Source organism: Tardiphaga sp. 285_C5_N1_2 (assembly GCF_052076065.1).
Classification (GTDB): Bacteria; Pseudomonadota; Alphaproteobacteria; order Rhizobiales; family Xanthobacteraceae; genus Tardiphaga; species Tardiphaga robiniae.
This window is the reverse complement of the sequence record NZ_CP197241.1, coordinates 483837-499516: the sequence shown is the minus strand read 5'-3', so window position 1 is coordinate 499516 and position 15680 is coordinate 483837. Positions and strand designations below refer to the sequence as shown.

At 61.6% G+C, this 15680-nt stretch carries 11 protein-coding genes; 2 read left to right on the top strand and 9 right to left on the bottom strand.

Annotated elements, in window-relative coordinates:
* Positions 1 to 131: 131 nt before the first annotated feature.
* Positions 132 to 737: a nuclear transport factor 2 family protein gene (locus tag AB7951_RS02310; RefSeq protein ID WP_120287169.1), complete on the bottom strand. Its 606-nt coding sequence runs from the start codon at positions 735 to 737 to the stop codon at positions 132 to 134.
* A gap of 83 nt (positions 738 to 820) precedes the next feature.
* Here AB7951_RS02310 and AB7951_RS02305 point away from each other — a divergent pair, with 83 nt between their 5' ends.
* On the top strand, positions 821 to 2920 hold the full coding sequence (locus AB7951_RS02305) for a S9 family peptidase (protein WP_120287170.1): 2100 nt from the start codon (positions 821 to 823) through the stop codon (positions 2918 to 2920).
* A 127-nt stretch (positions 2921 to 3047) separates the two neighbouring features.
* Here AB7951_RS02305 and hemC read toward each other — a convergent pair whose 3' ends face one another.
* From hemC to AB7951_RS02280, 5 genes are all read right to left on the bottom strand, one after another.
* Positions 3048 to 4031, bottom strand: a complete 984-nt coding sequence (gene hemC / locus AB7951_RS02300; RefSeq protein WP_199711965.1) for a hydroxymethylbilane synthase — start codon at positions 4029 to 4031, stop codon at positions 3048 to 3050.
* 109 nt (positions 4032 to 4140) lie between these two features.
* A complete protein-coding gene (gene mctP, locus AB7951_RS02295) occupies positions 4141 to 5628 on the bottom strand; it encodes a monocarboxylate uptake permease MctP (protein WP_120287171.1) in 1488 nt (495 codons plus the stop codon).
* Positions 5618 to 5803 (bottom strand): DUF3311 domain-containing protein, encoded by a 186-nt coding sequence (locus tag AB7951_RS02290; RefSeq protein ID WP_092145849.1) that lies wholly within the window; start codon positions 5801 to 5803, stop codon positions 5618 to 5620. Before AB7951_RS02290 ends, mctP begins: the two co-directional genes overlap by 11 nt.
* Before the next feature lie 220 nt (positions 5804 to 6023).
* Positions 6024 to 7136, bottom strand: a complete 1113-nt coding sequence (locus AB7951_RS02285) for an NADH:flavin oxidoreductase/NADH oxidase (protein WP_120287172.1) — start codon at positions 7134 to 7136, stop codon at positions 6024 to 6026.
* A gap of 260 nt (positions 7137 to 7396) precedes the next feature.
* The gene (locus AB7951_RS02280) at positions 7397 to 7711 is read right to left on the bottom strand and encodes a hypothetical protein (protein WP_120287173.1); all 315 of its coding nucleotides are present in this window, start codon (positions 7709 to 7711) and stop codon (positions 7397 to 7399) included.
* A gap of 389 nt (positions 7712 to 8100) precedes the next feature.
* Between AB7951_RS02280 and AB7951_RS02275 the strand changes: the two genes are divergently transcribed.
* Entirely contained in the window at positions 8101 to 9903 is a 1803-nt protein-coding gene (locus tag AB7951_RS02275; RefSeq protein WP_120287174.1) for a carbamoyltransferase C-terminal domain-containing protein, read from the top strand.
* A gap of 111 nt (positions 9904 to 10014) precedes the next feature.
* Here the strand turns inward: AB7951_RS02275 and AB7951_RS02270 are convergent, their stop codons facing one another.
* From AB7951_RS02270 to AB7951_RS02260, 3 genes are all read right to left on the bottom strand, one after another.
* Positions 10015 to 11694, bottom strand: coding sequence for a methyl-accepting chemotaxis protein (locus AB7951_RS02270; protein WP_120287175.1), 1680 nt, complete (start codon positions 11692 to 11694; stop codon positions 10015 to 10017).
* 285 nt (positions 11695 to 11979) lie between these two features.
* Entirely contained in the window at positions 11980 to 13671 is a 1692-nt protein-coding gene (locus AB7951_RS02265) for a methyl-accepting chemotaxis protein (RefSeq protein ID WP_120287176.1), read from the bottom strand.
* A 54-nt stretch (positions 13672 to 13725) separates the two neighbouring features.
* Positions 13726 to 15486, bottom strand: a complete 1761-nt coding sequence (locus AB7951_RS02260) for a HAMP domain-containing methyl-accepting chemotaxis protein (RefSeq protein ID WP_120287177.1) — start codon at positions 15484 to 15486, stop codon at positions 13726 to 13728.
* Between the last annotated feature and the right edge of the window lie 194 nt (positions 15487 to 15680).

The following is a 15680-nucleotide window of genomic DNA, read 5'->3' as shown; positions in this document are numbered from 1 at the left end:
TTTTGTTCTTTATCAACTATCCACGTCATTGCGAGGAGCGAAGCGACGAAGCAATCCAGAGAGCGACAAGGAAAGACTGGATTGCTTCGTCGCCAAGAGGCTCCTCGCAATGACGGCTGAGGGTAAGGCGGCTACCGATCCAGCTTTTCGCCGTTCAGCCACTTCTTGCCGCTGGCATAAAGCGCCTCCACCGCGTCGCCGCGCAGGCCGGGCATATCAGGCTTGATCTGATAACCGATTTGGCTCTGCAGATAAGCGAGATGGCGATAGCCCTCGGGGAAGCTCGCGAGCAAATCCGCATCGAGCTTCAGCGGCGCGCCGGGCACGACGGGATCCATGCGGTCCTTTTCATAAATCGGCTGGCGCAGCACCATGCCCCATTTGCCATCGCGCTTTTCGAGAAAGTCGTAGAACCGCCCGGTCAGCATCACGTCGACATTGACGCCGTGCACCAGCGCGCGCTGGGCGATGGCCATCTTGGTCTGCGAAATTGCGCGGGTGCCTGCGAGATCGATCGACTGCGCGCCGAGGAAATGCATGATCGAGACGCCCTTGGCCCAGCCAGCCTTGCTCATGGCGATGAACTCGTCGGCCGTGCCCTGGGTCCAGGTGGCCACCATGCGACCATCGTCGAACCAGACGGTGCGGAAGCGGTCCCAGTCGCCGGCGTCGCGCCAGACCACCCAGTTTTCAATGAGATCGCGGATGGCAAGGCGGTCGATAATCTCTATATCCATGGAATATCCAATATGCGGGGCAGGCGCCGATGCGTGCGTGTTCCGCGATCATATCCGATCAGGCTTCCGCGAAAAGAGCGTTCATGACAAAGCAGACATCCTCCATGCCCGCGCCGGTTGCGCCGCGTCATCCGCATTCCTTCACGACCCACGGCATCACCGTGACCGATGACTATGCCTGGCTGAAGGATGCCAAATGGCAGGAGGTGCTGCGCGACCCCAGCGTGCTGGAGCCGGAGATCCGCACCTATCTGGAGGCCGAGAACGCCTATACCGAGAGCCTGCTCGGCGGCACGGCGGCGCTGCAGACCAAGTTGGTTGCGGAAATGCGCGGCCGCATCAAGGAAGACGATTCCAGCGTCCCGTCGCCGGATGGCCCTTATGCTTATTTGCGGAAATTCCGCGAGGGCGGCCAGCATGAATTATTCGGCCGCATGCCGCGGGATGGCGGCGAGGCCACCATCATTCTCGATGGCGACAGGCTTGCCGCCGACCACAAATATTTCAAGTTCGGCGGCGCCCGCCATTCACCCGATCATGCGCTGGAAGCCTGGAGTGCCGACGTCAAGGGCTCGGAATATTTCACCATTCGCGTGCGTGACTGGGCCACCGGCAACGATCTCGACGACGTGGTCGAGGAGACCGATGGCGGCGTGGTGTGGACGCTCGATTGCAAGTCCTTCTTCTATGTGAAGCTCGACGACAATCATCGTCCGATGCAGGTCTGGCTGCACAAGCTCGGCACCAAACAGGCCGACGACAGGCTGATCTTCGAGGAGCAGGATTCCGGCTGGTTCACCCACATCCATGAAAGCGCCAGCGGCCGCTTCTGCGTCATCGCCGGCGGCGATCATGAGACCTCCGAGCAGCAATTGATTGATCTCAACACGCCAGACGCGCCGCCGCGCCTCGTGGCGAAACGCGAAGATGGCGTGCAGTATTCGCTGGCCGATCGCGGCGACGAGCTGTTCATCCTGACCAATGCCGATGGCGCCATCGACTTCAAGATCGTCACCGCACCGCTGGCTTCGCCCGCGCGCGCCAACTGGACCGACCTGATCCCCTATCGCGAGGGCATCTATGTCCTCGACATGGAGCTCACGGCCAATCATCTGGTCCGTCTGGAGCGTGCCAACGCGCTGCCGTCGATCGTGATTCGCGATCTCACCACCAAGGACGAGCACGCCATCGCCTTCGACGAGGCCGCCTACTCACTCGATACGATGGGCGGCTACGAATTCGATACGACCACGCTGAGGTTTGCCTATTCGTCGATGACGACGCCGTCGGAAGTCTATGACTACGACATGGCGACGCGCGAACGCACCTTGCGGAAGCGTCAGGAGATCCCGTCCGGCCACAACCCCGCTGACTACGTCACCACGCGCATCATGGCCAAAGCCCATGACGGCGCCGAAGTCCCGGTGTCGATCCTGCATCGCAAGGACCTGGCACGGGACGGCAAGGCTCCGCTGCTGCTCTATGGCTATGGTTCCTACGGCATGGCGATGCCTGCGTCGTTCTCCGCCAACCGGCTGTCGCTGGTCGATCGCGGTTTCGTCTATGCCATCGCGCATATCCGCGGCGGCGCCGACAAGGGCTGGGGCTGGTATCTCGACGGCAAGCGCGACAAGAAGACGAACTCATTCGATGATTTCGCGGCCGCTGCGCGTGCGCTGATATCAGCGAAATATACATCCGAGAAAAACATCGTCGGCCATGGCGGCAGCGCCGGCGGCATGCTGATGGGCGCGGTCGCCAATCGCTCCGGCGAACTGTTCTCGGGGATTGTCGCCGAAGTACCATTCGTCGACGTGCTCAACACCATGCTCGACGACACGCTGCCGCTGACGCCGCCGGAATGGCCCGAATGGGGCAACCCGATCGAGAGCGAAGCCGACTTCAAGACCATCCTGTCCTACTCGCCCTATGACCAGGTCGCGGCGAAAGCCTATCCGAAGATTCTGGCGATGGGTGGCCTCACCGATCCACGCGTCACCTATTGGGAGCCGGCGAAATGGATCGCACGGCTGCGCACGACGATGACGGGTGGAGGCCCGGTGCTGTTACGCACCAACATGGGCGCCGGCCACGGCGGCGCCTCCGGGCGGTTCAACCGACTGGATGAAATCGCGATCGTCTATGCGTTTGCACTGTGGTCGGTGGGGATGGCGGAGAGCTAGTCGCCACACACTCCGTCATGGCCGGGCCTGACCCGGCTATCCAACTTCACTGTCGTACATCAAAAGATGGATGCCCGGGTCAAGCCCGGGCATAACTTGGAGAGGGCAAAGTGTCGTATCGAACGGCCTAGTGCTCCGGCCGATTGGCCTCGATCAGCGCGCCGGCGCCCTTGTCGAGCAGCTCCAGCCCGACGGCCCGCCCCAGTTCGCGCGGACGATCCGCCGGCCCGATGCGCGTTACCTCAATGAACTGCCCGCCGGCTTCATCCAGCACCGATGCGGTCAGCGACATCTCGTGCCCCGAGATCACCGAATAGCCGGCGATCGGCGAATTGCAGTGGCCGTTCAGCACCCAAAGCACCTCGCGCTCGGCATCGCAGGACAGATGTGCCGCAGGGTCGTCGATCAGTGACAGATGACGCCGCGAAGCCCAATCATGCGCCGCGCATTCGACTGCGACGATGCCCTGCCCCACGGCCGGCAACATTTCCTGCGGCGTGAAATCACGTGCGATGCGGCTCGCCAATCCAACACGCTCGAGGCCTGAACGCGCCATGATCAGCGCGTCGGCGGGGCCGATCTCGTCGCCATCAGGCAGCCGCTGCATCTCGCCATTGTCGAGTTTGCGCACGCGCGTATCGGCAGCCCCGCGGAAATGGATCACCTCAATCTCGGGAAACAGGCGGCGGATATAGGCGGCACGGCGTACGGCATTGGTGCCGATCTTGAAGCCTTTGCCATGCGTGCGCTTGAGATCGTCGAGGCTAACGCCTTCGCGCAGCACCAGTGCATCGGTCGGCGGATCGCGCACCAGCGTGGCGCCGATCACGAGACCCGGCGTGTCTTCATTGCCGGGCATGTCCTTCAGCGAATGCATCGCCGCATGCAGCGTACCCTTGAGCACGGCCGCGCGAATTTCGCCGACGAAAGCGCCGCCCTTGCCGCCATGCTTCAGGAGATTGCTGGTCTGGTCACGGTCGCCGACCGGCTCGAATTTCACGATCTCGACGGCCAGTTCCGGCGCGACAACCGCAAGCCGGCGCGCGATCTCTTCGGTCTGGGCCAGCGCCATGGTGCTTTTGCGCGTGCCGATGCGCATCGATTCAGTCACTCAGGCAAGCTCCATCCGGCGGTCCCGCACAGGGATGGCGGGCATTCGCGCGGACAATAAAGCCAGCGCGCGCCGGAAACAATGCGCGCGCGGGCTTTACGGGGGGCCCTTACGTGCTCGCCGCCTCGGCCGTTGCCACCGGCTTCGGCACCACGAGATTGACCAGCATTGCCACCACGATATTCGCGACGAGGGCAATCAGACCGACATAGACCGTCGCCTGGAAGCTGCCGATCGACAGCATGTGCAGCGGCTTGAGACCATCCGTCCAGGCCAGATATGTGCCCCCGAACAGGCCGACCACCCATCCGGTCAGCAACGCCGGCGCGGTGAACCAGCGGGTGAACAGGCCGAAGATCAAGGCCGGCAGCGTCTGCAGGATCCACAGGCCTCCGAGAAGCTGCAGGTCGAGCGCGAACTGCGTCGGCAGATAGATGATCACCAGCAGCGCACCGACCTTCACCACCAGCGACGCGATCTTTGCCACCGCGGCTTCGCCCGCTGAATCGACCTGCGGATTGACGTAGGCCTTCCAGAAATTGCGGGTAAAGAGATTGGCAGCACCAATGCTCATCACCGCTGCCGGGACCAGCGCGCCGATGGCAATCGCCGCAAAAGCGAAGCCTGCGAACCAGCTCGGAAACAGCGTCTGGAACAGCGCCGGTACCACGTCATTATTGCTGGCGAGCTTCAACTTGGCAGCGTGACCCATATAGCCGAGCAGCGCCAGCAGGCCGAGCATCAGTGTATAGGCCGGTAACAGTACGGCGTTCTTGCGGATGGTCGTGGCGCTCTTGCTGGCGAAGATACCGGTCAGCGTATGCGGATACATGAAGGCCGCGAGCGCCGAACCAAGTGCCAGCGTGGCGTAGGCGACATACTGGCTGGGCTGCAGCAGGATACTGCCCGAGCCCTTGGCCTTGAATGCCTGATCGGCGGCGTCGAACACTGCGGCATAGCCGCCGAGCTTGCCGGGGATCACTGACACTGCCGCGATAACGGCGATGTAGATCATGATGTCCTTGACGAAGGCGATCAATGCCGGCGCGCGCAGGCCCGACGAATAGGTATAGAGCGCCAGCACGACAAAGGCCGCGATCAGCGGAAGTTCGCCTTCGAAACCAAGCGCCTTCACCGCGGTGGCCATACCGATTAGCTGCAGCGCGATATAGGGCATGGTGGCGACGACACCGGTGATGGCGACTGCTGCTTCCAGCATGCGCGAACCATAGCGACCATGCACAACGTCGGCGGCAGTGACATAGCCGTTGTCCTTGGCGACCTGCCACAGCCTCGGCATCACCATGAACACGATGGGATAGACCAGGATGGTGTAAGGCAGCGCGAAAAAGCCATAAGCACCCACCGAATAGACCAGTGCCGGCACGGCGATCACCGTATAGGCGGTATAGAAATCGCCGCCGACCAGAAACCAGGTGATCCAGGTGCCGAACTGGCGGCCACCAAGGCCCCATTCGTCGAGACTGGCCAGCGTTTTCGGGCGGCGCCACTTCGAGGCGACGAAGCCCATCACGGTGACGAGCGCGAAAAAGAACAGAAAGACCGCAACGGCGGGAATATCGAGCTCAGTCTTCATTGGGGTAGGTCCGGTAAGCGAGCCAGGTCAGAAAGGCGGTCATCGGCACCCACGCGAGCTGGTACCAGTAGAAGAACGGAAAGCCGAACAGCACCGGATCATGAAAGTTGTAGAACGGGACCCAGAGCAGACCGACGAAGGGGATCAGCAGAAGCCATAGAAAATGGCGGGCCATGGCGGGGCTCCTCTCGACAGGCGGGCAGCGCCGGATGCCACGATTATTTTACGGCGCAGAATTTTGCGCTGTGTAGGTGCGACATTCTGTCATGTAAACACGATGGCGCCGCAGGGCTGCCATTCGCGGAGTGGACGCGGAGCAAAGACAAACACCCACACATCGCACCCGGCTTGCGGGACAATGTGTGGGTGTTGAAAGTCAGGCGCCTTGAAGTGGTTTAGCGGCCGCCGAATGTCGTATCGCCGAACAGCGCCTTTTGCGTCGATGGCTGCGAGCGCCAGTATTGCGGCGGCGCCTGTACCTGACCGCCAAGCTGCGCCGCCGCGTGCCACGGCCAGCGCGGATCGTAGAGAATGCCACGTGCGATGGCGACCAGATCGGCTTTGCCGGAGGCCACGATGTCTTCAGCCTGTTGCGCTTCGGTGATCAACCCCACCGCAATCGTCGGCAGTCCCGTCGCCGCTTTCACGGCTTCAGCGAACGGCACCTGATAACCCGGCCCGAGCGCGATCTTCTGCTGCGGCGAGACACCGCCGGACGAAACATCCATCCAGTCAACGCCGCGTTTCTTGAGCTCTTGCGCGAACACAATGGTCTGCTCGACATCCCAACCGCCCTCGACCCAGTCCGACGCCGAGACCCGGACGCCAACCGGCTTGTGGGCCGGAAACGCTGCGCGCACAGCGTCGAATACTTCGAGCGGAAAGCGCATGCGATTTTCCAGCGAACCACCATAATTGTCCGTGCGCTGGTTGGAGATCGGCGACAGGAATTCGTGCAGCAGATAGCCGTGCGCCGCGTGGATCTCGAGCGCATCGATGCCGAGCCGCTCGGCGCGTTTCGCCGTGGCCACGAACGCGTCGCGGATGCGCGCGAGGCCCGCGGCATCGATCTCCTGCGGTGGCAATTCGCCGGACTTCTGCGGAATGGCGGACGGGGCGTGGGCGACCCAACCGCCTTTGTCGAGCGGGACCTGCTGGCCGCCATCCCATGGGGCGTGACTCGACGCCTTTCGGCCTGCATGGGCGATCTGCATGCCAACGGCAATGTTCGAATGTTTGCGTATCGCCGCCAGCACAGGCTTCAACGCGGCTTCGGTCGCGTCATTATAGAGGCCGAGATCGCCGGGTGTGATGCGGCCGATGGCTTCCACGGCGGTCGCTTCGATCACCAGCATTGCGGCGCCCGACAGGGCCATATTGCCGAGATGGATCATGTGCCAGTCGGTCGCCCGGCCATCTTCGGCAGAATACTGGCACATCGGCGCAATGACGATGCGGTTTGGCAGCGTGAGGTCGCGCAGCTTGAAGGGAGAGAACAGGGCACTCATGAAGGTTCCAGGGTGGGAGGACCGAATTGCCATGCGCGGGCGCGCAAGCTTGCCATGCCGACATTGGAATTTGGATGAGAAAACACAAGATGGCATGCCAAAAGCGACCTCAGCATTGTGCAAGGAGGGTAGCTTTCGACAAATCATTCTCGGAGGAGAGGCCCGTTTCCTGGAGAAAGGCGAGCCTGGAAAGCAAAAGGCGCCCCGGTTACCCGGCGCGCCTCTCCATCTCGTTCATTCAGCGCCGTAGCGCCTATGACTTAGTACGGGCAGACCACTCGGCCCCAGCGACGGCTGAAATAGCAGCCCGGCGCCACGAAGCGCGGTCCACCGTAGAAGCCATAGCCGCGACCATAGCCACGACCGCCGCCACGATAGAAGCCGCCACCGCGTCCACGGCCCCAACCGCCGCCGCCACGACCGCGACCACCGCCACGGGCCTCGGCCGAGGTGCTGCTCGTGGTGAGCAACACCGCCGACGCGCCGATCAGACCAACACAGTAGACAGACACAAGCGCCATCGCTGCTAGGCAGCGGGTCACGATATTATGGCGCGTCGTTTTGGTTTGAGCCATTCTTAGGAACTCCCATTCTGCAGAAGCACGGCTTTAGAATGCTTCCGGCCTCGAATCGTTCAGTGAGCAATTCTTGATTCACACAGGTGCTGAAACCAGAATAGTAATATGGCCATCACAAGGCGTGCACGCACGAACAACTTTACAATAGGGTCAAGCCCGAACGGCGGTCAAGTTGCCGGCAACGCTGTCACTACGAACGAATGCGCACCTTCACGCGTCACCTCGCTTTTGACCTCCTGCGTTCATCTTCTCTTCATATTGCCTCGCACTATGCTGATCGCTCCGCCTCGCAACTGCGAATATGCGGTCAGTCCCACCCGCCGCGTCTGCGTTAGCAGCTCGATCCCATCATTCGTCCCTTTCCGCGAATTGTCAGAAGCTGATTCATGCCCAAACCCAGCTACATCCTCGGTCTCAACACCTACGATCACGACGTCAGCGCCTGCCTGCTGCGCAACGGCACGCTGGCCTATGCGATCGAGAAGGAGCGGATTACCCGCGAGAAGCACGCGACGGGGTTCTACAAGGAAGTGATCGACTACGTCCTCGACGCCGAAGGCATCACGCTGGACGACGTCGACCTGGTGGTGAGCAATTGCTACATCCTGCCGGTTCCGGAGATGGAAGACCGCCTGATCTATCAGGACATGCCGGGCTTCCTGCCCGAATATGAACGGCAGGACGCCAGCGTCTACCCGCTGTTTCGGGCGCGCACCGGCAAGGTCAAAACGATCTCGCATCATCTGGCGCACGCCTATAGCGCATTCGCCGTCTGCCCCTTCGAGGAGGGAGCAATCATGATTGTCGACGGCGTCGGCAGCTATCGCTCCGACGTCATGGAGGCCTATCCGGACAGCGAGCCGGGTTCAAAGCTCGCCCGGGAATCCGAGAGCTATTACGCGTTCAAGGGCACGCAGCTCGATTGTCTGAAGAAAGTCTGGATGGAGCCGGACCGCGGCTTCCTCAGCGACGAATTCTACAACATGCCAGGCCTCGGGGCGCTTTATAGCCGGGCCTCGACCTATGTGTTCGGCGACTGGAACAAATGCGGTGAACTGATGGGGCTCGCGCCCTATGGCCGCCGCGACCAGGTCAAGCCGCTGATGGACATCACCGACAACGTGCTCAGCGTGCCGCGCTGGACCCCCGAATATAACCAGCCCTATATCGCCGACAGCGACGGCAAGTGGGACACCCATCCGTCCATGCGGCACTGGGAGGATCTCGCCTGGCGCGTGCAGGACGACACCGAGAAGGTGCTGCTCGCCCGCGCGCGCTGGCTGCGCGAAACGACCGGTGCAAAGAACCTCTGCATCGCCGGCGGCGTCGCGCTGAACTGCGTCGCCAATGGCCGCATCGCCCGCGAAGCCGGCTTCGAGAATGTCTGGATCCAGCCCGCCGCCGGCGACAACGGCATCGCGATCGGCTGCGCCTATTACGGCCTGCTGGAGGTACAGAAGCAGCCGCGCTCTTATGTGATGACGCATTCCTACACCGGCAGGAACTATACCGATCGCGACATCGAGGCAGCAACACAGCGCACGCTGGTCAAGGCGCAGACCAGCACGGTGCGCAGCGACAATATCTGCCGCGATACGGCCAAGCTGCTCGCCGACCAGAAAGTGATCGGCTGGTTTCAGGGTCGCTCGGAATACGGCCCCCGCGCGCTCGGCAATCGCAGCATCATCGCCGATCCGCGCCGGCCGGAGATGAAGGACATCCTCAATTCACGCGTGAAGCACCGTCAGCCGTTCCGTCCGTTCGCGCCGATTGTGCTCGCCGAGCGCGCCAGAGAGATTTTCGAAGGCGATCAGGATTCGCCGTTTATGCTGATCGCCGCCCCGGTGCGCCCCGAATGGCGCGAGAAGATTCCGGCCATTGTGCACATCGATGGAACGGCGCGCATCCAGACCGTCACGGAAGACACCAATCCTGTGCTCTATCGGCTGCTGAAGGAATTCGATGCGCTCACCGGCGTACCGGTGCTGCTCAACACGTCATTCAACGTGAAGGGCGAACCGATCGTCGAGGCTCCGCGCGACGCCATGGCGTGTTTCATCAATACCGGCATCGATCATCTGATCCTGCACGATACGCTGGTGTCCAAGACATCGGCGCATCGTTTCGTCGCCCCGCTGGTGCGCACCTATATGGACATCGCGGGACTAGTGTCGGCGAGTACGAGATAGAACGCTCGACATCCGCAGGGCGGGCAAAAGCGCAGCGTGCCCACCACCATCATCGAACGCGCTGCGGTGGGCACCGCGCAAAAGCGCCCTCGCCCACCTTACAAGCCATGATCAGGCCGCGCGCACGGCGTTGAGGAACTTGCTGACTTCGTCCTTCAGTCGCGTGCTGTCCGAGGACAGTGATTGCGCCGCAGCGAGAACCTGGGTCGAGGCAGATCCAGTCTCTGTTGCACCACGCTGCACATCAACGATGTTCGACGAGACCTGCATCGTGCCCTGTGCCGCCTGCTGAACGTTGCGGGAAATCTCCTGCGTCGCGGCACCCTGCTCTTCCACCGCGGAAGCGATGGTCGAAGCAATCTCGGACATGCGGCCGATGGTGTCGCCAATCTCCTTGATGGCGCCGACCGATTCCTGGGTCGCCGCCTGGATACCGGAGATCTGCGTCGAGATCTCGCCAGTGGCCTTGGCAGTCTGCTCAGCGAGTGCCTTCACCTCGGAGGCGACGACGGCGAAGCCGCGACCGGCTTCGCCGGCGCGCGCCGCTTCGATGGTGGCGTTGAGCGCCAACAGGTTTGTCTGACCTGCGATGTTGTTGATCAGTTCGACCACATCGCCGATGCGCGCTGCAGCGCTGGCGAGCTCGCCGACGCGATCATTGGTCTTGCGTGCCTGATCCACCGCCTGCCCTGCGATTGCAGCCGACTCCTGAACCTGACGGCTGATCTCGTTGACCGACGAGGCCATTTCCTCGGTTGCCGATGCCACTGACTGAACATTGGTAGATGCTTCTTCGGAGGCTGCGGCAACCGTCGTGGTCAATTCCTGCGAACGTTCCGCCGTCGCGGTCAGCGTACCTGCCGAGGCTTCCAGTTCGGTCGATGCCGACGACACCGTCTCGACGATCTCGCCGATCATCGATTCGAAGTTGCGGGTGATGCTGTCGACGCGGCGGCCACGCTCGATCTTGGCTTCTGCATCGGCCGCTGCGGCTTCATCCGCCGCGCGCTTGTCGATCAGCGCCTGTTTGAACACCTGAAGCGAATCCGCCATCGTACCGATTTCGGTCTTCTCGCCCTGATGCGGAACATTTGCAGTCAGGTCACCCGTGCCAAGCGCCTGCATCGGCAGCACGATCGATGTAATGCCGGCGAAGACATCGCGCACCAGCAGGATAGCCGCACCGATGCCGACAACAACCGCAAACAAGAGCGAACCGATCACCATCTTGATGGCGACCCCAAAGCTGTCCGTCGCCAGTTCTCCAGCCGCCAAAGCTCCCTTGTTGTTGAGCTCGACATCCTTCTGCAGGGCTTCGTCCGCCTTGAAACCAATCTGGTTGACCTTCACGTTCATATCTCGCGCTTCATCACGAGCGTTCTTGCGCGACAACGCAAGAACCGGCTGCAACGCCGCTATGTATTCGCTCCAGAGCTTGCTGAATTCGCTATACATCGCGCGTTCCTCTGGCGACGAAATCATCGGCTCATACGTCTTGCGCGCCTTGTCGAGCATCTCGGCGTAACGCACCAATGTGTCGTCCTGGACCTTCGTATCTGCGGCATCCGTTGCAAGCAGATGTCCGCGAACCACAGAGCGATAGCTGATCGTTGCAGCGCGGACTTCACCCAAAGAACGCACGCTCGGCAGCCAGCTTGTGACGATATCGGACGTCGCTCCGTTGATGGTGTACATCTGCTTGATGGCCAGTACGCCCATCGCAGACATGGCGAGCAGCAGGAACGAGACGACAAGAGTGATCTTGGTGCGGATGGACAGGCTGGCAAACATAGGTGATGGTCCCTCGGTTTTTGACCGTTGGCGCGCAACTGCACGAATGGCATTTTCTGGGTTTGAAGACGCGGCATGCATTGGAGCTGCCGGCCGAGCGTCGATAGCTTTCAACGATCTCGTGATCGAGATTGTCCGGATAAAGTTAAGGAGCGGTGCATCATGACTGCTTCTTGTGCATGGCTTCTTGAGTGAACGTAGCGCACGCGCATAACAACACTATCGCGCAGGAAAGCCGACGCTCACGCGCCGGCTTTTTGCGCTGTACACTTGTGTTCAAGCTCGTCAGGCAGCGCGCACCGAGTTCAAGAACTTGCCCACTTCGTTCTTGAGACGTGTGCTGTCCGATGACAGCGACCGCGCGGCCGAAAGCACCTGCGACGAAGCAGAGCCGGTCTCGGACGCTCCACGCTGCACGTCGGCGATGTTCGACGAGACCTGCATGGTACCCTGTGCCGCCTGCTGGACGTTACGCGAAATCTCCTGCGTCGCGGCACCCTGCTCTTCCACCGCCGATGCGATGGTCGAGGCAATCTCGGACATCCGGCCGATGGTGTCGCCGATTTCCTTGATGGCGCCGACCGATTCCTGCGTCGCCGCCTGGATACCGGAAATCTGCGTCGAGATCTCGCCGGTCGCCTTGGCGGTCTGCTCGGCCAATGCCTTTACTTCGGAAGCCACGACCGCGAAGCCCCGGCCCGCTTCACCGGCACGCGCCGCCTCGATGGTTGCGTTGAGCGCCAGCAGGTTTGTCTGGCCGGCGATATTGTTGATGAGCTCGACGACGTCCCCGATGCGCGACGCAGCGCTGGCGAGTTCACTGACGCGATCATTGGTACGCCGCGCCTGGTCAACCGCCTGATTGGCGATGCTCGCCGACTCCTGCACCTGTCGGCTGATCTCGTTGACCGACGAGGCCATTTCTTCAGTGGCCGATGCCACCGACTGGACGTTGGTGGAAGCTTCTTCGGACGCTGCCGCCACTGTGGTGGCCAGGTCCTGGGAACGTTCAGCCGTCGCGGTCAGCGTGCTTGCGGAGGCCTCGAGTTCGGTCGATGCCGACGATACGGTCTCCACGATCTCGCCAATCATCGATTCGAATTCGCGGGTGATGTTGTCAACGCGGCGACCACGCTCGATCTTGGCTTCGGCGTCGGCAGAGGCAGCTTCATCTGCCGCGCGTTTGTCGATCAGCGCCTGCTTGAACACCTGAAGCGTGTCGGCCATCGCGCCGATCTCGGTCTTTTCGCCCTGATGCGCCACATGCGCCGTGAGATCGCCGGCGCTCAGCGCCTGCATCGGTTGCACGATCGAAGCGATACCCGACGACACGTCCTTGACCAGATAAATGCCGACACCGATGCCGATGACCGCCGTCGCTGCAATGATCGCGATGACCGTCATCAGCGCCGAACCATAGCTGTCATCGGCCTTCTGTCCCGATGCCGCCGCGCCCTTGTCGTTGAATTCGATGGCCTTGCGTAGGGCAAAATCGGCTTTGGATCCCAGCGGATTGATCACATTCAGATTGAGCTCATGGGCTTCCTGACTGCCTTTGCCGAGATTCTTGCGGTCGAGTGCGAAGACTTCCTGACTGCGTGATACGTAGTTGTCCCACTCCTTGCTCCAATCGTTGAAGATTGCGCGCTCTTCGGGGCTCGATACCAACTTGTCATAGGCAGTCCGCTCATCGGTGGCCCGCTTGACGATGGTGTCGATACCAGCCTCGGTCTTCTGCATCTGTTCAGCATTGGCTGCGAGGATGTGTGCGCGCACCAGATTGCGATAATCGATGGTCGTCGCCCGTAACCCGCCGAGAACACGGACGCTTGGAAGCCAGTTCTTCTGGATGTCCGACGCATTGGCGTTAATTGTCTGCATCTTGCTGACGGCAAGCGCCCCCATCCCCGTCATTGCGATTAACAGAAAAGCGATAACGATGGTGATCTTGGCTTTGATAGAGGTGTTCGAGAGCATGGCTGGACGTCCTGTTATCGCTCAATAGAATGATCAGTTCTGATCCCGCATGGCCTAGGCCGCGCGAACAGAGTTGAGGAACCGCGCGACTTCGACCTTTAGCCGCGCGCCGTCCGACGACAGCGACTGTGCTGCCGAAAGAACCTGCGACGAGGCCGATCCGGTCTCGCTGGCGCCGCGCTGCACATCCGTAATGTTGGACGAGACCTGCTGGGTGCCATGCGCGGCTTGCTGCACGTTGCGGGAAATCTCCTGGGTGGCGGCACCCTGCTCTTCGACGGCCGAAGCAATCGTGGACGAAATTTCCGACATCCGGCCGATGGTGACGCCGATCTCGCGGATGGCACTGACCGATTCGTCCGTGGCGGACTGGATGCTGCCGATCTGCGTGCTGATCTCGCCGGTCGCCTTGGCGGTCTGCTCTGCGAGCGTCTTCACCTCGGCCGCCACCACGGCGAAGCCGCGGCCCGCTTCACCGGCGCGGGCGGCTTCGATGGTCGCATTGAGCGCCAGAAGGTTGGTCTGCCCCGCGATGCTATTGATCAGCTCGACCACGTCGCCGATACGGCTGGCCGCCTTGGATAGCTCGCCGACACGGTCGTTGGTCTTCTGGGCCTGCTGCACGGCCTCGCTGGCAATGCGCGCAGATTCCTGAACCTGGCGGCTGATCTCGTTCACCGATGACGCCATTTCCTCGGTCGCCGATGCCACGGATTGTACGTTCGTCGAGGCCTCTTCCGAAGCGGCTGCCACCATGGTGGTCAAATGCTGCGAACGCTCGGCAGACGACGTCAGCGTGCCCGCCGACGCTTCGAGTTCGGTCGATGCCGACGACACTGTTTCGACGATCTCGCCGACTGCGCTCTCAAAATCGTTTGCCAGCGTGATCATCTCGCGCTTGCGCTGCTCGGCGGCGATCTGCTCTTGCTGCTTTTGAGCGTCGGCTTCGGCGCGGGCGCGCTCCTGCGCCTTGACCTTGAACTTCTCCACGGCGCCAGCGACGTCGCCGATCTCGTCCTTGCGGCCCAGGCCCGGCAACACCACACCGAAATTACCCTCGGCGAGTTCTTCCATCGAACGGCTCAGCGCGCGCATCGGACGCCCGATGGTGAACACCGAGAACACGCAGGTCCCGATCAGCATCAGGGCGACCACACCACCGAGAATCAGCGAGTCTCGCTCGGTCGCAGCGGCCTCGTTCGCCGCAGCATTCGTCTGCTGCTCGACCTTCTCCTTAGCCAGATTGACGATCGTATCGGCCAGCTTGTCGAGTTCTGCACTCATGGGTAGCAGCACGTCGGTGCGGAGCTTCACGATCTCCGCACCCAGTGCAGTGATGCGCGTGGAGGCATCCGCAGACAATTCGCCAGCTTCGCTGCGCGTGGCCTGCAGATTCAAGATATCTGTGCGGATTACACCGATCTTGTCGCCGCCCTTACCGAGGGTCGTCATCATGTCGAGGAATTTTCCGATGCGTTCGCGCTCGTCCGGTGCGGTCGCAAGCTTGAGCATCTGAGCCGAAAATTTAAGGCCGGCGGTAGTACGCGCCGTGAAATAGTCGGCGGCCTTCTGGACATCGGCCACTTTCGTTGCCCCGAGGAAGTCACGCACGCCGATCTGCATGCCGCGAAACGAGGCCTTGGCCTCGGCAGCGTTCTGCGCAATGCCCTGATAGACGCCGGCCGTCTGATATGACTGGCGAACGCCTGCGCTTCCCATCGTCTGCATATAGATCATGACACCGAGGAGAATGATGCCGAGCCCGGACGCAATCGCGAGCTTCGTGCCGATACGCAGATTCTGGATGAAGGCCATGACAGTTCCTGGAATGAAGCGGCAGAAAAATGAGTCGGGTCGTCCTTCGCCGGACGGAGTCCGGCGTCGCGTGAAATGGTCGAATGCTAAGCGGTTGTCATTTTTGGCGCAGCCCGGCGGCAATCCGACGGGCACGCGAGGCTTGGCGTGAGCCGATCCTGAACGAGAAGCGTCATCGGCTCATATGAGCGGGC